This window comes from Marmoricola sp. URHA0025 HA25, from assembly GCF_054059435.1.
Genome location: NZ_JBSSCD010000001.1, coordinates 1,197,049 through 1,213,933, shown reverse-complemented (window position 1 = coordinate 1,213,933; position 16,885 = coordinate 1,197,049). Strand labels below are relative to the sequence as shown.

14 protein-coding genes and 2 pseudogenes are annotated in these 16,885 nt (G+C 69.9%); 4 read left to right on the top strand and 12 right to left on the bottom strand.

The annotated features are described in order from the left end of the window. Nucleotides 1-2 precede the first annotated feature (2 nt). Entirely contained in the window at nt 3-257 is a 255-nt protein-coding gene (locus ACVW00_RS05880) for a WhiB family transcriptional regulator (protein ID WP_457109969.1), read from the bottom strand. Nucleotides 258-427: 170 nt separating this feature from the next. Here ACVW00_RS05880 and cofD point away from each other — a divergent pair, with 170 nt between their 5' ends. The 3 genes from cofD to ACVW00_RS05865 are packed head-to-tail and all read left to right on the top strand — an operon-like array spanning nt 428 to nt 3,176. Beyond that, entirely contained in the window at nt 428-1,447 is a 1,020-nt protein-coding gene (cofD, locus tag ACVW00_RS05875) for a 2-phospho-L-lactate transferase (protein WP_457109968.1), read from the top strand. A gap of 8 nt (nt 1,448-1,455) precedes the next feature. Beyond that, nucleotides 1,456-2,385: a coenzyme F420-0:L-glutamate ligase gene (cofE, locus tag ACVW00_RS05870; RefSeq protein ID WP_457109967.1), complete on the top strand. Its 930-nt coding sequence runs from the start codon at nt 1,456-1,458 to the stop codon at nt 2,383-2,385. A 47-nt stretch (nt 2,386-2,432) separates the two neighbouring features. Continuing rightward, nucleotides 2,433-3,176 (top strand): DUF3105 domain-containing protein, encoded by a 744-nt coding sequence (locus ACVW00_RS05865; protein ID WP_457109966.1) that lies wholly within the window; start codon nt 2,433-2,435, stop codon nt 3,174-3,176. On the opposite strand, the gene ACVW00_RS05860 is transcribed toward ACVW00_RS05865, so the two are convergent. Continuing rightward, on the bottom strand, nt 3,177-4,262 hold the full coding sequence (locus ACVW00_RS05860; RefSeq protein WP_457109965.1) for a mannose-1-phosphate guanylyltransferase: 1,086 nt from the start codon (nt 4,260-4,262) through the stop codon (nt 3,177-3,179). A gap of 19 nt (nt 4,263-4,281) precedes the next feature. Here ACVW00_RS05860 and ACVW00_RS05855 point away from each other — a divergent pair, with 19 nt between their 5' ends. Further along, entirely contained in the window at nt 4,282-4,938 is a 657-nt protein-coding gene (locus tag ACVW00_RS05855; protein WP_457109964.1) for a TIGR03089 family protein, read from the top strand. On the opposite strand, the gene ACVW00_RS05850 is transcribed toward ACVW00_RS05855, so the two are convergent. The 10 genes and pseudogenes from ACVW00_RS05850 to ACVW00_RS05805 all read right to left on the bottom strand — a co-directional run bounded on the left by ACVW00_RS05850 (nt 4,920) and on the right by ACVW00_RS05805 (nt 16,872). Next, the gene (locus ACVW00_RS05850) at nt 4,920-7,892 is read right to left on the bottom strand and encodes an FG-GAP-like repeat-containing protein (RefSeq protein WP_457109963.1); all 2,973 of its coding nucleotides are present in this window, start codon (nt 7,890-7,892) and stop codon (nt 4,920-4,922) included. The genes ACVW00_RS05855 and ACVW00_RS05850 overlap by 19 nt on opposite strands. A 163-nt stretch (nt 7,893-8,055) precedes the next feature. Continuing rightward, entirely contained in the window at nt 8,056-8,835 is a 780-nt protein-coding gene (locus ACVW00_RS05845) for an ABC transporter ATP-binding protein (protein WP_457109962.1), read from the bottom strand. After that, nucleotides 8,835-9,866, bottom strand: coding sequence for an ABC transporter permease (locus ACVW00_RS05840; RefSeq protein ID WP_457109961.1), 1,032 nt, complete (start codon nt 9,864-9,866; stop codon nt 8,835-8,837). The genes ACVW00_RS05845 and ACVW00_RS05840 overlap by 1 nt, the downstream gene beginning before the upstream one ends. After that, nucleotides 9,863-11,878 (bottom strand): glycosyltransferase, encoded by a 2,016-nt coding sequence (locus tag ACVW00_RS05835; RefSeq protein ID WP_457109960.1) that lies wholly within the window; start codon nt 11,876-11,878, stop codon nt 9,863-9,865. The genes ACVW00_RS05840 and ACVW00_RS05835 overlap by 4 nt, the downstream gene beginning before the upstream one ends. Continuing rightward, nucleotides 11,871-13,049, bottom strand: a complete 1,179-nt coding sequence (gene glf, locus ACVW00_RS05830) for a UDP-galactopyranose mutase (RefSeq protein ID WP_457109959.1) — start codon at nt 13,047-13,049, stop codon at nt 11,871-11,873. The genes ACVW00_RS05835 and glf overlap by 8 nt, the downstream gene beginning before the upstream one ends. A gap of 35 nt (nt 13,050-13,084) precedes the next feature. After that, a complete protein-coding gene (locus tag ACVW00_RS05825) occupies nt 13,085-14,854 on the bottom strand; it encodes a glycosyltransferase (RefSeq protein WP_457109958.1) in 1,770 nt (589 codons plus the stop codon). 36 nt (nt 14,855-14,890) lie between these two features. Continuing rightward, nucleotides 14,891-15,187, bottom strand: a complete 297-nt coding sequence (locus tag ACVW00_RS05820) for a hypothetical protein (protein ID WP_457109957.1) — start codon at nt 15,185-15,187, stop codon at nt 14,891-14,893. A gap of 156 nt (nt 15,188-15,343) precedes the next feature. Beyond that, nucleotides 15,344-15,412 (bottom strand): annotated as a pseudogene (locus ACVW00_RS05815) (hypothetical protein); the annotation flags it as partial. 100 nt (nt 15,413-15,512) lie between these two features. Next, nucleotides 15,513-15,995, bottom strand: a pseudogene (locus ACVW00_RS05810) (LCP family protein); the annotation flags it as partial. 382 nt (nt 15,996-16,377) lie between these two features. Next, nucleotides 16,378-16,872 (bottom strand): acyl-CoA thioesterase, encoded by a 495-nt coding sequence (locus tag ACVW00_RS05805; RefSeq protein ID WP_457109956.1) that lies wholly within the window; start codon nt 16,870-16,872, stop codon nt 16,378-16,380. Nucleotides 16,873-16,885 lie beyond the last annotated feature (13 nt).

Genomic DNA, 16,885 nt, shown 5'->3' with positions numbered 1-16,885 from the left:
CGCTAGACCGCCCGCTTCTTGAGCTTCCGACGCTCCCGCTCGGACAGGCCGCCCCAGATGCCGAAGCGCTCGTCGTTGTGCAGTGCGTACTCCAGGCAGTCGCCGCGGACGTCGCAGGTCAGGCAGACCCGCTTGGCCTCGCGGGTGGAGCCACCCTTTTCCGGGAAGAAGGCCTCCGGGTCGGTCTGGGCGCACAACGCGCGCTCCTGCCAGCCGCTCTCGTCCGTGTCCCCCTCGAGCAGATACAGCTCACGCATGATCTTCCCCTTCGACCCTTGCGACCCTGACGGGCCGCGATTTGTGTGAGCGTGATGTTCGTCACCGGCGGACCGGAGTGAAAACCACACTGTTGTGATTACATGCCTGTCGTACACCGTAAGTCAAGCCCGGATCTGATAGTGGAGAACGGCGAAGTCAGACTGCTCCCATGACGCAACTCCCCCCTGGACTCCCCCCGAAGGTGACCGTGCTGTCCGGCGGCGTCGGCGGCGCCCGCTTCCTGCAGGGCGTGCTGCGGCTGCGCGAGCGGACCGGCGCGAGCACCGAGGTCACCGTGATCGCCAACACCGGCGACGACATCTGGCTGCACGGGCTGAAGGTCTGCCCCGACCTGGACACGGTGATGTACACCCTGGGTGAGGGCATCGACCAGGAGCGCGGGTGGGGCCGCACCGGCGAGACCTGGCACGCCAAGGAGGAGCTCGCGGCGTACGGCGTCGAGCCGACCTGGTTCGGCCTGGGCGACCGTGACCTCGCCACCCACCTCGTCCGCACGCAGATGCTCGACGCCGGCTACCCGCTGTCCGCGGTGACCGAGGCGCTCTGCCGGCGCTGGCTCACGCCGTTGTTCGGGGCCGCGGTCCGACTGCTGCCGATGAGCGACGACCGGGTCGAGACCCACGTGGTGATCGACGACCCCGACAGCGGCGAGCGGCGCGCGGTCCACTTCCAGGAGTACTGGATCCGTCACCAGGCCGCGGTCCCGGCGCACTCCGTGGTGCCGATCGGGGCGGACAAGGCGACCCCGGCGCCCGGCGTCCTCGACGCCATCGGCGAGACCGACCTGGTGCTGCTGCCGCCGTCGAACCCGGTCGTCTCGGTCGGCACGATCCTGGCCGTGCCCGGGGTGCGCGACGCCCTGGTCAAGACCGCGGCGCCGGTTATCGGCGTCTCGGGGATCGTCGGCGACGACCACGTCCGCGGAATGGCGCGGCAGCTGCTCGGCATCATCGGGGTGGAGGTCTCGGCGGCCGGGGTCGCCGAGCACTACGGAGCGCGTGCGACCGGCGGGGTGGTCGACGGCTGGCTGGTCGACACCGTCGACGCGGCGCTCGTCGGGAGGATCGAGGCCGCGGGCATCCGCAGCCGTGCCGTGCCGCTGATGATGACCGACCACGACGCGACCGCTGCGATGGTCGAGGCCGCACTCGAGCTGGCCGGGCTGTAGTGACGCGCGTGCTCGAGATCTCCGCGCCGGAGGGCATCGGCGAGATCACGGCCGGCACCGACCTGGCCGCACTGGCGGCGCCGTTCGTGGCCGACGGGGACGTGCTCGTGGTGACCAGCAAGGTGGTCAGCAAGGCCGAGGGCCGGGTGGTCGCCCGCGACCGCGAGGAGGCGATCCTCGACGAGACCGTGCGCGTGGTCGCCCGTCGTGGGCCGACCAGCATCGTGGAGACGCGACTCGGCGTCGTGATGGCGGCCGCGGGGGTCGACGCCTCCAACGTCGCGCCCGGCTCCGTCGTGCTCCTCCCTCTCGACCCGGACGCCAGCGCGCGCCGGCTGCGCGAGCAGCTCGCATCCACCGGGTCGGTCAACGTGGCGGTCGTGGTCAGCGACACCGCCGGGCGCGCGTGGCGGCACGGCCAGACCGACCTCGCCCTCGGCGTCGCCGGGATCCTGCCGCTGGAGTCGTTCGAGGGCACCGTCGACGGCTACGGCAACGCACTGTCGGTCACCGCGCCCGCCGTGGCCGACGAGATCGCCGGGATCGCCGAGGTGGCCACCGGCAAGCTCGGCGGCCGGCCGTTCACCGTCGTCCGCGGCCTGGCCGACCGGGTCCTGCCGCCCGGCGAGCACGGGCCCGGCGCACGAGCGCTGGTTCGCGAGACGGGCACCGACATGTTCGGGCTGGGCAGCCGGGAGGCGGTGGTCGCCGCGCTCAGCGGTCGCGACCGGCCGGCGTTCGGGGCGGCGTCCTCGACGGCCGACCTGCTCCGCGCCCTCGACGACTGCGGCCTGGACTCGTCGCTCGCCGGGGAGACCGTCCGGGTCGAGAAGGGCCAGGGCGACGTACGGGTGGCCGCGCTGGCGTTCGCCCACGGATGGGACGTCGACGCCGAGCTGTCCTCGGACTCGGCCACCGTTCTTGCCCGGCTTTCGTAGACTGCCCCAGACCCGATCCAGCCCCCGACCCTGACTGAGAGCAGACCGTGGCCAAGAAGAACCCGAAGAACGTCGAACGACGCGCCATGGTCGAGCAGATGCGCAAGGAGCAGGCACGCAAGGAGCGGATGCGCAGCCTCGCGATCCTCGGCGTCTGCATCGCGGTCGTCGTGGCGCTGCTGGGCGTGGCGGTCTGGAAGTACGTCGACTCCTCCAGGGCCGACTCCAAGCTGGCGAACACCGCGGTCTCGAAGATCGGCGTCTCCGAGTCGGCCGCGGCCTGCAACCCGATCGAGACCAAGCCGACGGACAAGAACCAGAACCACATCCCAGAGGGCACCCCGATCACCTACACCGACGCCCCGCCGGCCTTCGGCCCTCACCGTCCGAGCCCTGCGGCGTTCGGGCGGCCGTTCTACACCGCGGACGACCGGCCCGAGGTTGCGCAGCTCGTGCACAACATGGAGCACGGCTACACGATCGCCTGGTACGACGAGACGGCGGCGAAGGACAAGACCGAGATGAAGGACCTGGAGGCGATCGCCAAGAACTACCAGGACGACCAGGTCCCGTTCATCGCCGTGCCGTGGACCACCGACGACGGCAAGGCCTTCCCCGACGGCAAGCACATCGCGCTGACCCGCTGGAGCGCCGACGCGAGCGCACCCTCCGACGAGTCGAAGCAGCGCGGCAACTGGCAGTACTGCGGCTCCACGAGCGGCAAGGTGATCTCCGACTTCGTGAAGAAGTGGCCGCACTCGGAGTCGCCCGAGCCGAACGCCGGGATGTGATCAGGTCAGGTCGGACCGCCCGGAGGCCTTGAGCGCCTCCACGACCGCCTTCACGTCCTGCGCGCGCGCCCGGGTCGTGACCAGGAGCGCGTCGCCGGTGTCGACGACGACCACGTCGTCGAGACCGAGGACGGCGACCTTCCGGCCGCCGTGCGCCACCACGAGGCCGGTGCTGTCCAGGGCCAGCACGTCGCCGGCGTCGCCGAGCACCTTCAGACCTGGTCCGGCCTCCGGCAGCAGGTCGGCCAGGGCCGCGTAGTCGCCGACGTCCTCCCAGCCGAACGAGCCGGGCACGACCGCGACCTTGCCGGCTGCCGCGGCGGGCTCGGCCACGGCGTGGTCGATGGCGATCTTCGTCAGCCCCGGCCACACCTCTGCCAGCCGGCCGGGTTCGGCGGCGATCGCCCGCACGCCTGACGCGAGTTCGGGGTGCTCGGCGGCGAGGAGGTCCAGCAGCACACCCGCGCGGGCGACGAACATCCCCGCGTTCCAGCGGTACTCCCCCGACGCGACGTACGCCGCCGCGCGCACGGCATCGGGCTTCTCGACGAACTCCTCGACCGCACGAGCAGTCGCGAACCCGTCGAGCCGGTCGCCGAGGTGGATGTAGCCGAACCCCGTCGAGGGCCGGTCCGGCGCGATCCCGATCGTCACCAGCAGGCCGGTGCGCGCGACGTCCGCCGCCTCGGTCACGCAGTCCCGGAACGCGTCGGCGTCGGCGATCACGTGGTCTGCTGCGAACGACCCGATCAGTGCATCGGGGTCCTTCTGCTCGACGATCGCCGCGGCCAGGCCGATCGCCGCCATCGAGTCGCGAGGGCTCGGCTCGGCGACCACCTGGCCGGCCGGCACCGCACCGAGCTGGTGGCGCACGGCGTCCTGGTGCGCGACCCCGGTGACCACCAGCACCCGGTCCGCGACCAGCGGTGCGAGCCGGTCGTGAGTGGCCTGCAGGAGCGTGCGGCCGGTGCCGGTGAGGTCGTGCAGGAACTTCGGCGACCCGGCGCGCGACAGCGGCCAGAGCCGGGTCCCCGCACCTCCCGCCGGCACCACGGCCCAGAGGTCCCCAGAGTCCGACGCAGTCATGGGCGGCATCATGGCACCTGTGACCCCGACAACCTTCCCCGACCTGCTCGCCCGGCGACTCACCGCCGATCCGGGGCAACCACTGGTGACCTTCTACGACGACGCGAGCGGCGAGCGCACCGAGCTGTCGGTCAAGACGTTCGCGAACTGGGTGAGCAAGACCGCCAACCTGTACGCCGACGAGCTGATGCTCGACCCGGGCGACGCGATCCGGATCGACCTTCCGGTGCACTGGCTGGGACCGGTCTTCCTGGGCGCCGCGTGGTCGTGCGGACTCGAGCTCGCCGGCGACGCCGAGGTCGCGATCGTCGGTCCCGACGGCGTCGAGAGCGGCGCGCAGACGACGATCGCCTGCTCGCTGACCCCCTTTGCGACGCGCTTCACCGATCCGCTGCCGCCGGGCGTGCTCGACCACGGCGTGCTGTGGCCCGGCCAGAGCGACGTGTTCTCACCGACCGCGCCGACCCGGCTCGACGTACCGGAGCCGGACAACCGGCGGGTCCTCACCGACCTCGACCCCCTCCTGCCCGACGGGCGCGCGCTCTTCCTCGGGCTGTTGGCCGGCACCGGCTCACTGGTGCTCGTCGCGCATCCAGACGTTCGACAGTGGCCCGCTCACTCCCAGAGTGAGCGGGCCACTGGTTCACTGCGGACGGGTCAGCCGACCAGCTGGTAACCGGCGTATCCGCTTGCCACCCACATCCGCGGCGCGAAGCCGCCCGATGTCTTCCCCGGGAGCAACCAGATGGTGCCGGTCCCGCTCTCCCTGGCCAGGAGGTCCGCCACTCCGTCACCGTTGGCGTCACCGACGCCGAGATAGGTGTCGTAGGTCGCGGGGACCGCGCCGTTCGCCATCCGCAGGGCCGTTGCCGGATCCGTGCCGGACAGGGGCACGAAGCCACCGTCCGCCGAAGCGAACACACTCCCACCGGGCGACCACGGGGCCGATCCGATCTGGTTGTAGGTCCGCAGGGATGCCGGCGCGAGGACAGGCGCGCTGAACGCGTTGTTCCCTGCACCTCGGAAGATCGTCATGGGTCCGGACGCGGTCGCGCCCAGAAGGTCGGGGAAGCCGTCGCCGGTCACGTCGCCGACGGCCGCAAGCCGGGTGATCGTCTTCCACCCGGTGCCCAGGGAGTGCGGGCGGCCGAACTTGCCGTTGCCGAGCCCCGGGTAGAGCACCAGCTGGTCCCCACCGGAGGTGCGCACGACGACGTCCGAGGTGCCGTCGCGGTCCCAGTCCCCGACGTCGAGCACCTGGCTGGCACCCGCGACGGTCAGGTTCGTGGGCAGAGGCGCCGACGTGTTGCGAGCGCCGTTGTTGAGCACCACGACCAGGTGGCCGGCTGCGTCGCGGCCGACGGCGTCGGCCTCCTTGCTGCCGCCCATGTTGGTCAGGGTCACCCGGGACAACCCTCCGAGCGAGGAGAAGGGACCGACCGTCTGCCCGAGCGACGCCTGGCCGGTGCCGCTGTAGAGCGTGGTCGTGCTGCCGACCCGGGCCATCACGTCGGTCCGTCCGTCGCCGGTCAGGTCACCCCAGCCGAGCAGCGCGTTCGCGGCCGCGGGCAGGGTGGTCAGTCGCACCGGCTTGCCGAGCTTCGTGCCGCGGGACGCTCCCGGGAACAGCAGCAGCGTGCGTCCGTCCTTGGTGGCGACCAGGTCGGACCAGCGGTCCCCGTTGAAATCTCCGACTCCGACGGTCTCGGCGTAGGGCCACTTCTTGCGCAGCACGGTCGGTGCCTTGAACCGGCCCTTCCCGGTGCCGCGGTAGACCAGGAGCGCACCGGTCTTGCGGTCGCGGCCGACGACGTCGACCAACTTGTCCTGGTCGAGGTCCCGCGCCCCGACGAACATGTTCACCCGCGCGAACGCGTTCGTGGGCCGGATCCCGTGGCCGACGTGACCGCTGCCGTCACCGGGGTAGATCTTGGTGATGCCGGTCCTCCTGCTCTTCGCCAGTACGTCGGCCTTGCCGTCGCCGGTCACGTCGCCGACCGCGGCGATCAGGCTCATCTTGTCCCAGCCCGGGCCGCTGACGACCCGCGTCGTGTAGTCGGTCACGCCCTCGGTGGGCATGACGGCGATCCTGCCGCCTCCGTCCATCGCGAGCAGGTCGGGCCAGCCGCTGCCGGCGACGCTGGAGCGCTGCGGGAAGCCGATCCCCGGCTGTGCAGCGGCCGCCGCAGGTGCCTGGGTCGGCGCCGGCATCCCGGCGGGTGTCGGGACCATCGGCAGCGTCACCGGGTCCACGGGTGTCTGCGCGTTGTTCTCGATCGCCTGCGTGGCAACCCTGATCGCGGGGATCTTCGCGTAGAGGTACTTGCCCGGGCACGCCGTCTGGCCTACGTCGCGGTGGCCGTTGATGGCCTGGAGGTAGCGGTCCTTGACCCACAGGTGGTTCGCGTCCGCGCGGATGTCGCTGAGCGAGAGCTTCCAGGCGAACAGCGAGGCGTAGGCGTCGAGCATCACCTGTGGTGGCTGGACGACGTCGAAGTTGCCGATGGCCGACATCGCGAACGAGTACTCGTTGTAGCCGAGCGTGTGCGCGCCGACGACCGGGCGGTCGACCCCGCCGTACCGGCCCTCCCAGATCCGGCCGAAGCGGTCGACCAGGAAGTTGTACCCGATGTCGCTCCAGCCCCTGGTCTGCGTGTGGTACGCGTAGATGCCCCTCAGCAGTGCCGGGACCTGGTCGGCCGTGTAGTTGTTCGCGTTGACGGTGTGGTGGATGAAGCCCGTCTTGATGGTGCCGTAGCGCAGCGAGCTCTTGTCGCGCATCGCCTCGTTGGCGCCCCACTGCGCCCGCGAGTAGATCACCGGTCGGGGCGTCACCGTCATGGCGCTCAGCGCCGCGGTGTCACCGGACGCCGAGGCGCTCGCGGCTGTCGTGCCGGGGGTCTTCTCCACCGGCGGTGTCCCGGTGGCGGTCTGGTCGCCGGCCGGCAGCTTCGAGGTGTCGATGGCCGGGGCCTGCTTGGCGAGCGTGTCGGCCCCCGGGTCGATCACCGCGAGCTCGAGGCCGGCGGGAGCCTCGCCCGTGATCGTCTCGGCCTTCATCTGCACCTGGTCGACGTCGCCGATGACGAGAGGATCGGTCCCCGGCCGGACGTCGCCGCCCTCGGACCCGTCGTCGGCCGGACCCTCGTCGGCGTCGAACTTCACGTTCGTCCAGTCCGACCAGGCGCCGTCGCGCTCGGTCCGCACCTGGACGCTGATCTGGCCGTCGGTGAGCCGTGCGCCCCGGTCCCAGGTCACGCCGACGGTCGCGTAGCCGTTCACGTGGGTCGGCGGCGAGAGCGCGACGAGCTTGTTCGCGGGCACTGCGGCGCTCCGCCCGAGGCGGGCGAGCTTCTCCGGCTTGGTGACGACGCCGGGAAGGTCGCCGGCCGCCTGCGGGTCGACGCTCTTGACGCTGACCTCGCGGACCTTCGGCTGGACGACCTTGGTCGACACGTAGGCGTCGGAGACCTTGATCGCGGGCGCCATCCCGGTGGCCTGCGGGGCGCGCTCGGGCGCCACGATCTGCAGGGTCATCACGCCCGCGGCCGTCAGCGCGACGACCAGCACCACCGCCGTGACCAGGAATTGCTGGCAGATGGTGACGTAACGAGCTCGGGAAATGCGCATTCTTTGGTCTCCATGTGAGGGGAAGGATTCACACGAGCACCAAGTTTCACACCAGTAACAGGGGGTAGCGCAACCGTTTTGCCCTAATTACAGAACTGTAATTAGGGAATTACATGGATGTAATTCGCGGCATTAGCGGCCGCATTCTCCGGCGATTTCTCGCTCAGATGTCGGCGCCGAGCTCGGCGTCCTCGAGCGCCTCCAGGCTCTCCTCGTCATCGTCGTACTGGAGGTAGTGGATTCCCTCCTCGACGTCGCCGTCGAAGTTCAGGTGGCCGGACTCCAGGACCAGCACCCGGTCGCACATCGACCGCACCGACGCGGTGGCGTGGCTGACGTAGAAGATCGTCGTGCCCTGCCGGCGGACCTCCTGCATCTTGGCCATGCACTTCTTCTTGAACGGCCGGTCGCCCACCGCGAGCACCTCGTCGGCGAGGAAGATGTCGGCGTCGACGTGGATCGCGATCGAGAACCCCAGGCGGGCGTACATGCCCGACGAGTAGTGCGACACCGGGGTGTCGAGGAACTTGCCGATGTCGGCGAAGTCGACGATCTCGTCGAACTTGCGGTTGATCTCCGCCTCGGTCATGCCCAGGATCGCGCCGTTGAGGTAGAGGTTGTCGCGTCCGCTCAGCTGCGGGTGGAAGCCCGCTCCGGTCGCGATCAGGCCGGCGATCCGCCCGCGCGTGCGGATGGTGCCGGCATCGGGTCGCATGACGCCGTTGATCAGCTTGAGCAGGGTGCTCTTGCCACTGCCGTTGAGTCCCATCAGGCCGATCGACTCGCCCTGCTCGACGGTGAACGAGACGTCGTTGACCGCCCGGAAGCTCTCCTTGAGCGGCAGCCGGCGCAGGGTGGCCACGGCCATCTGCTTCAGCGTCCGGTGGTACTGCATGGTGAAGTCCTTGGAGACGTTCTCCACCACGATCGAGTCGCGGCTCATCAGAGCCGCTCCGGGAACTTGCCCTCGAGTCGCGCGAAGAACTTCTGCGCGATCACGAGGAGCACCAGGCACACGGCCAGCATGATGAACCCTCTTTCCCAGAGGTCCGGCGGGAACTCCTTGGCGTACTGCTCGGGCTCGAGCGTCGGGGCCCAGAAGAGGCGCTGGAGGAGCATGACGGCCTCGGCGATGGGGTTGGCGAAGTAGAGCTCGTAGGCCCACTTGTGGTGCTCGCCGAGCTTCGCGAGCATCGAGTAGGCGTACATCATCGGGACCAGGAAGTGCAGGAACTGGGTGAAGGTCTGCACGATGTTCTGGAAGTCCTTGAAGAACACGTTCAGCGCGGAGAAGATCAGCGCCAGCGCCATCGAGAACGACACCAGGATCGCGAGCCCGAGCAGTCCGGCGGCGATGCCGGCCAGCGAGAAGTGCCAGCCGATGACCGCGCACGAGATCGCCAGGATCAGCACCTGCGGACCGGTGTGGTACGCCGCGACCATCATCGAGGTCACCGGGAAGATCTCCCGCGGCACCCGCATCTTGAGCACCAGCGCGCGGTTGGTCCAGATCGACCGCGTGCCGCCGCTCCAGGTCTCGGTGAAGTAGTGCACGAACACCATGCCGGTGAACAGGTGGAGCGCGAAGTTGGGCAGTCCGCCGTGGGCGTTCTTCAGCACCACCCCGAAGACGAAGAAGTACACGGCGAACCGCAGGGCGGGCTGGATGTAGGACCACAGCAGCCCGAGCAGTGACGCGGCGTACATCTGCGCCAGCTGGCGGCTGACGATCAGCCGGAGCAGGTAGCGCTGCCGGAAGACCTCACGGATGCCTCCCGAGGGTGCCGGGTCGACCAGCTCGGCGTCGACCACGCGCTCCATGCGCGGGCCCTCGAGCTCGACGACCGGCATCGAGTCGGCCTTCTTCTCCAGCAGCTTGCGCGCCTTGCGCTTGGAGTTGCGGCGCCGGCCGAACTCGTCGGTCTGGTGACGCTTCGGCTTCTTGGCCTCGGCTGCCTTGTTCGCTGCCCTCATCGGCGGCCCTCCAGCGACGCCGCGAAGGTCGACTCCCAGGTCTCGGGCGCGGTCACCTCGGCGAGCGCCTCGCGGTAGCGCTGCGAGAGCGCCGGCCACTCGCGGTAGAGCCGCTCGTGGAGCTCGACCGTACGACGCAACAGGTCGCGGAACTCGTCGGGATCACGCTGGTAGAAGGCCGCCGCGGTGCCGTCGGGCATGCTCACGATCGCCGAGTCGAGGGTGGCGAGGCGGTACCACCGGGCGTCCATGGTCGGCAGGTTGCTCTCCGGGAACTCCCGCGACAACGAGCGGACGGCACGGAACTGGCGGAGGCCGCCGAGGACCGCCGACACCAGCTGCGAGGGCCGGCTCGGGATCTCCGAGGTGTCGCCCCGGCGAGGCGGCTTGGAGTGCCGCACCGGCGGGAACGCGTCGGGGTCGGCGGACAGCTGGGCGTCGGGGAACTGCTTGCGGAACTCGCGCACCTCACCGAGCTTGGTGCCCAGCTGTGCGTGCAGCCCCTCGGGACCGGCCAGCACGTCGGCGAGGGCGAGGCAGCGCAGCTCGACGACGGAGTACTGCATCGCGAGCAGGTGCTTGATCTGGTGGTTCAGGCTCTCCCAGATCAGTCGCCCTCCGTGCGGGAACGGCGAGTGCAGCAGCGCGGCGACGAACCGGTTGCGGTGGTGGAAGTAGGCCTGCCAGTCCAGCGCGTCGTTCTTGTCGGTCCACGGGATGTGCCAGACCGCAGCGCCCGGGAGCGTGACCGTCGGGAAGCCCGCGGCCTGCGCACGCAGGCCGTACTCCGAGTCGTCCCACTTGATGAAGAGCGGCAGGCTCAGGCCGATCTCGCGGACCACCTCGGTCGGGATCAGGCACATGAACCACGGGTTGAAGTCCACGTCGAGGCGACGGTGCAGCCAGCGCGTGCTGCGCAGGTTGCGCGCACCGAAGTCCCACTGCTCCTCGGCCGACTTCGGCGTCATCCACCAGAAGCGGTTCAGGTTGATGATCTCGCCGAAGCTGTGCAGCTGGGCCTTGGCGAACATGGAGAACATGTGGCCGCCGACGATCGACGGCCGGCGCGCCAGGTCGGCGAACGTGACCGCGCGCAGGATGCTCTCGGGCTCGGCGACGATGTCGTCGTCGAGGAAGAGGACGTACCTGGAGCGACCGGCCTTCAGCGTCTCGAACTGCGCCCGGGCGAACCCGCCGGAGCCCCCGATGTTGCCCTGCTCGATGATCCGCAGCTTTCCCTCGAGCTGGCTCTCGGCCTTGGCGAAGCCGGGGTCGTCGGCGACCTTGTCGGTGCCCTGCTCCATGACCAGGACCTCGTCGAGGAGCGAGCGGACGTCGTCGTCGGCGCCGACCTGGCCGATCAGCGCGGAGCAGAAGGCGGGACGGTTCATCGTGGTGATGCCGACGGTCACGGTGCCGGGGTCGGCGCGGTCGGCCGGCACCTCGGCGCTCCAGGTGGCCTCCTCGATCACCGCCGGCTCGTCGCCGGCAACCACGTCGAACCAGTACCAGCCCCCGTCGACGAACGGCACCAGGGTGAGGTCGAAGGAGACCGAGCTGGGACCCGCGGTCTCGCAGGTCCATCCGTCGACGCGCTGGGAGCGGCCGTTGGCCATCGAGCGGTAGACGATCACGCTGGCACCGGCACCGCTCAGGGTCAGGTCGAGGCGGACCTCCCCGACGACCGTCCAGCGGCGCCAGTAACCGGCGGGGAAGCCGTTGAAGTACGTGCCGAGGGAGACCCGCTGCGACGACTCGACCCGCAGCCGTCGCCGGTCGAGGATCGAGTCGGGGTGCAGCGCCGTACCGGAGGAGATCGCCTGGCGAGCAGCCGCCTTGTTGACCTTCTGGGCACTCTTGTTGGTGCCGATCATCTCCTTGTCGGCGTCGAGCTGGACACCTTCGGTGTCGACGTACAGGGGCACCACGTCGAGATCGCGGTCCGCCGGCAGCACGAACCGCTGCAGCACCCGCCGCGCGGTGGTCGAGCGGGTCGCGGCCCTCTTACTCATCAACGCCTCCGGACTTGAGCTCGACGCCGTCCTGGAAGTGCGGCCTGAGCTTGTTCTCGAACATGGAGAGGGCGGACCCGATCGCCATGTGCATGTCGAGGTACTTGTAGGTGCCGAGCCGGCCGCCGAAGAGCACCGCCGGCTCCTGCTTGGCGAGCTCGCGGTACCTCAGCAGCTTCTCGCGGTCCTCCGCGGTGTTGACCGGGTAGTAGGGCTCGTCACCCTCCTGCGCGAACCGGGAGTACTCGTGGACGATCACGGTCTTGCCCGGGAGGTGGGTCTTCACACGCTCGGGGTGGAAGTGCTTGAACTCGATGATCCGGGTGAAGGGCACTTCCTGGTCGTTGTAGTTCACCACGCCGGTGCCCTGGAAGTCGTCGACGTCCTCGACAGAGGCCTCGAGGTCGACCGTGCGCCAGGAGAGGCGACCCTCGGAGCTGCCGAAGTACTCGTCGACCGGACCGGTGTAGACGATGGGAACCCGGCCCTTGAACTGGTCGGCGACGTCGAAGAAGTCGGTCTCGAGGCGGATCTCGATGTTCGGGTGGTCTGCCATCCGGGTCAGCCACGCGGTGTAGCCGTCGGTCGGCAGGCCCTCGTGGGTGTCGCTGAACCAGCCGTCCTCGAAGGTGTAGCGGACCGGGAGGCGGGTGATGATGTCCGCGCTCAGCTCGGTGGGATCGGTCTGCCACTGCTTCGCGGTGTAGCCCTTGATGAAGGCCTCGTAGAGCGGGCGGCCGATCAGGCTGATCGCCTTCTCCTCGAGGTTGCCGGCGTCCTCGGTCGCGATCTCGGCAGCCTGGCTCGCGATCAGCTCACGAGCCTCCTGCGGGGTGTGGCTCTTGCCGAAGAACTGGTTGATCAGGCCCAGGTTCATCGGCAGGGAGTACACCTGCCCCTGGTACTTGCCGAAGACACGGTGCTTGTAGTCGGTGAAGGTGGTGAACCGGTTGACGTACTCCCAGACCTTCTCGTTGGAGGTGTGGAAGAGGTGCGCACCGTACTTGTGCACCTCCACGCCGGTCTCCGGGTCCTTCTCGGAGTAGGCGTTGCCGCCCAGGTGGTGGCGTCGCTCGAGCACGAGCACGCGCAGGCCGAGCTCGGCCGCGCAGCGCTCGGCGATGGTCAGACCGAAGAATCCGGATCCGACGACGACGAGATCGGGGTCCACACACACTCCTCATAGACAGATGAGCCCAAGGCAGTCTACCGGCGGGCCGCACCGGTCCTGTTCGCCAGCAGGCGGCGGTACGCGACCTTTCTCACACCCTCGGGGACCAGACGGTAGCCGCCGCGCACCGCCACGTTGCGCAGGTACTCCCTGCGCGAGGTGATGCCCAGCTCGCGGAACCGGCGCTGCAGCCTCAGCTCGCTGCGCAGCAGGGCCCGCCCGCCGCGGCGGGCGTAGGCTCCGGCCCCCACCCGGTAGTAGACCAGCGGGTCGGCCAGGTTCGCCGGAGCCGCGCCGCCCTCGACCATCCGGGTGAAGAGAAGGTAGTCCTCGAGCAGCGCCATGTCGGTGTAGCCGCCCGCAGCCAGGACCGCGCTGCGGCGGTAGACGACCGTCGGGTGGTTGAAGGGGTCACGGAAGCGGATCACGCGGCGGATCTCGTCGGGGTCCGTGGGCGGCGTACGACGCCCGACGACGTCCTCGACGGAGGAGCCGAACTCGAGGAGGCCGGAGCCGACGATGTCCGCACCGGCCTCGATCACCGCGATCTGCCGCTCGAACCGCTCCGGCAGGCTGACGTCGTCGGCGTCCATCCGGGCGACGATCTCGTGGCTGCCCGCGGCCAGACCGGCGTCGAGCGCTGGGCCGAGACCGAGGTTGGCCGGCAGAGCGAGGTGGACGACGGGCATCGGCAAGGCCTCGGCGAGGTGCTTGATCTCGCCGGCGAGGGCTTCGGGGACCGGACCGTCCTGGACCAGCACCACCTCGTCGGGCGGCCGGGTCTGGCCGGTCGTCGACGACAGCACCGCCTCGCGCAGGAAGGCAGGGTCGTCGTTGGCGTAGGTGCTGACCAGCAGCGTGAACGGCTGGTTGCGCCCCGTGGGTGCAGGAGGGCGGGCGTCGCCGAGGACCTGTGCGTTCGGGCGTGGCCGCCGCAGACCGGCTCCCAGGCCTCGCCCCAGGGCGCGACGCAGCACCCGGCGGTCGGAGGACTTGGCGAAGGTACGCGCCCAGCGTCGAGCGGTCGACGCGCCGTACAGCGCCTTCTCCGGAACGCTCAGGCTGCGCGAACGCGAGAACATCCAGATCTTGTTGCGGACCTCGTAGAAGAAGCGCTCCCCCGGGTCGGCATCGGTCGAGCCGAAGACCCGGGTCTTGTGCACCACCACGCTCGACGGGCAGTAGAGACCGGTGCCGCCCCGGATCAGCCGGGTGGAGTACTCGAAGTCGTCGTTCCACAGGAAGTAGTCGGCCACCGGCAGGCCGCGCTCGCGGATGCGGTCCGCGTCGCACATGAGCGAGACGAAGGACGCGGAGCGGACCGGGACGGCACCGACCCGCTCGGCGGCGGCAGTCTCCGCTGCGGAGGCGCCCGGCTTGGGCCGCGGCGTGTTCATCGGGTGGTCGCGCCCGTCGGTCCACACGACCTTGCTGGCCAGCACGGCCGGCCGCTCGCCGTCGTACGCCTGCCACGTGCGGACCAGCTCCTCCGCGGCGGTCGGCGTGGGCACGGTGTCGTCGTCGAGCAGCCAGACGAGGTCGGGGTGGTGCACGAGCGCCCGCTCGATGCCCATGGCGAACCCGCCGGCGCCACCCGTGTTCTCCCGCAGCCGCACCACGTCGAGGCCCAGCTCCGTCGCGTACGCCGAGTCGAGCAGCTCGGCGGTGCCGTCGGTCGAGGCGTTGTCGACCACCACGATCGCCGCCGGCGAGTGGGTCTGCCCGTGCACCGTCGCGAGCGACTCCTGGAGGAGGTCGCGCCGGTTCCACGTCACCACGACGGCGACGACACTCGGGGAGGACACGCCCAGAACCCTAGAGGGTGTCGAGCCGGCCGAGACCTAGCAGGCCGAGCCGAGGTCCTCGGCCTGGTTGGCGGCGTACCCGGAGTGCAGGCTGCCGATCGCCCCGCCGGTGGTGCCCTGCGACGCGGGCTGCTTGGGCGTGGTGGTCACCGTGCCCTTCTGGCCCGTCGTGCTCTTCTGGGCCGACTTCTGGGTCGACTTCGCCTTGGGGTGGAGGGCGGACTGCACGGCGTCCTGGATGAGGCCGATGTCGGGATGGCTGGTGTTCACCATCGGAGGCACGAACGAGACCGTGCGGACCGGCTCACTGCGTGCCTTGAGCGCCAGGCTCACGAACCGATCGACCTCGGACAGCGGCACGTCGGTGGAGATCAGTGCCTCGCTGGCCTTCGCGATCTTCTCGAACTTCAGCACCACCTTCTGCGGGCTGAGCTGGTGGAGCATCGCGTTCATCACGCACTTCTGCCGGGCCATCCGCGAGTAGTCGTCCGCGGACTCGCGGGAGCGGGCGAACCAGAGCGTCTGGAAGCCGTTGAGCTTGCGCTTGCCGGGCTGGATGTAGCCCGTGACCCGGCCCGCCGACGCCGCCGATCGGGATCCGGTCGCGGACGTCGAGGGTGACCCCGCCGACGGCGTCGACCATCTTCTGGAAGCCGCGGAGGTTGACCATCGCGTAGTAGTTCACCTTCAGGCCGGTGATGCCCTCGACGGCCTCCTTGGTGGCCTCGACCCCGGGGTTGGCGACTCCCTTGAACAGCGCCTTGTGGTCCGCAGCCCACGTAGCGAGGGAGTTCAGCTCGCACTGGGTGCCGCAGTTGTAGCCGCGCGGGAACTGCTGGGCCATGATCGAGCCCTTGGCGAACGGGAAGTTCAGCATGTTGCGCGGCAGCCCGAAGAGCACCGTCTTGCCGGTCTCCTCGTCGATGCTCGCGACCGTGATGCTGTCGGGGCGCAGGCCCCAACGGTCGGCGCCGGAGTCACCGCCGAGCAGCAGGATGTTGAAGCGCCCCTCGTGGGCACCGGTGACCTTGCTGCTGCCGAACACGGCGGCGAGGACGTCCTTGTTCACGTTGACGACGTGCGAGGCGTAGAGCAGCGAGCCCGCCACCGCGAAGCAGAGCACGCCGTTGATGCCGACCATCGCGAGCCGCTGCTTCTGCCGCAGGGCCAGTGGCTCCCCGAGCCGCCACGCGTCCACGAGCAGCAGCGCCCAGCCCACGGCCAGCGCCATCAGCGCGAACCGGATCAGCCCCAGGTTGAACGTGCTGGTGAAGAACCAGATCGCGAACGTGTGGGAGAAGACGCTCACCAGCAGGAACAGGAAGCCGAAGGCGACGAGCCCGAACCAGATCCGCATCGCGACCCGGCCGACCTCGCGGCGGCCCGCGACGAGCTGGGCCGACCCGGGCAGCACCAGGGTCATCACCATCAGCGCCACGGCGCGGCGGAACCTGATCCGCCCGACCTGCACCCGGGCATCCTGCTGCTGCATGGCGCCAAGTATCACCAGTCACATGCGTCACTCAGGTGCGGCGCGCCGCGAGGATCTCCTCCTTCCGGGCGAGCCGGTGGGCACGCCGGATCCCGGCCTCGCGCATCCGGCGTACCTCGTCGGGCGACTCCGGGGCCAGCGGCGGCACCTCGCGCGGCTCGCCGTCGGGGCCGACCGCCACGAACACCAGGTACGCCGACGCGACGTGCACCGGGTCGGTCCCGGCCTGGTTCCACGGCTCGGTCTCGACCCGCACGCCAACCTCCATGGACGTGCGTCCTGCCCAGTTGACCTGGGCCTCCGCGCGGAGGATGTCACCGACGTGCACCGGCGCGAGGAAGGCCATCTCGTCCATCGCGGCGGTGACCGCCGGCCCGCCGCTGTGCCGGCCGGCTGCGGCGCCGGCGGCCGAGTCGACCAGGCGCATCACCTCGCCGCCGTGGATGTTGCCGAGCAGGTTCACGTGGGTCTGGCCCGCCAGCAGGCTCAGCGAGACCCTGCCGTAGGAGGGCGGCCGCGGCTTCATGGGCACACACGCT

Excerpts from the sequence above, each read along its gene's own strand:
- ACVW00_RS05880 (WP_457109969.1), bottom strand. The coding sequence starts at position 257 with ATGCGTGAGCTGTATCTGCTCGAGGGGGACACGGACGAGAGCGGCTGG.
- cofD (WP_457109968.1), top strand. The coding sequence starts at position 428 with ATGACGCAACTCCCCCCTGGACTCCCCCCGAAGGTGACCGTGCTGTCC.
- ACVW00_RS05860 (WP_457109965.1), bottom strand. The coding sequence starts at position 4,262 with ATGACTGCGTCGGACTCTGGGGACCTCTGGGCCGTGGTGCCGGCGGGA.
- ACVW00_RS05850 (WP_457109963.1), bottom strand. The coding sequence starts at position 7,892 with ATGCGCATTTCCCGAGCTCGTTACGTCACCATCTGCCAGCAATTCCTG.
- ACVW00_RS05845 (WP_457109962.1), bottom strand. The coding sequence starts at position 8,835 with ATGAGCCGCGACTCGATCGTGGTGGAGAACGTCTCCAAGGACTTCACC.
- ACVW00_RS05840 (WP_457109961.1), bottom strand. The coding sequence starts at position 9,866 with ATGAGGGCAGCGAACAAGGCAGCCGAGGCCAAGAAGCCGAAGCGTCAC.
- ACVW00_RS05835 (WP_457109960.1), bottom strand. The coding sequence starts at position 11,878 with ATGAGTAAGAGGGCCGCGACCCGCTCGACCACCGCGCGGCGGGTGCTG.
- ACVW00_RS05805 (WP_457109956.1), bottom strand. The coding sequence starts at position 16,872 with ATGAAGCCGCGGCCGCCCTCCTACGGCAGGGTCTCGCTGAGCCTGCTG.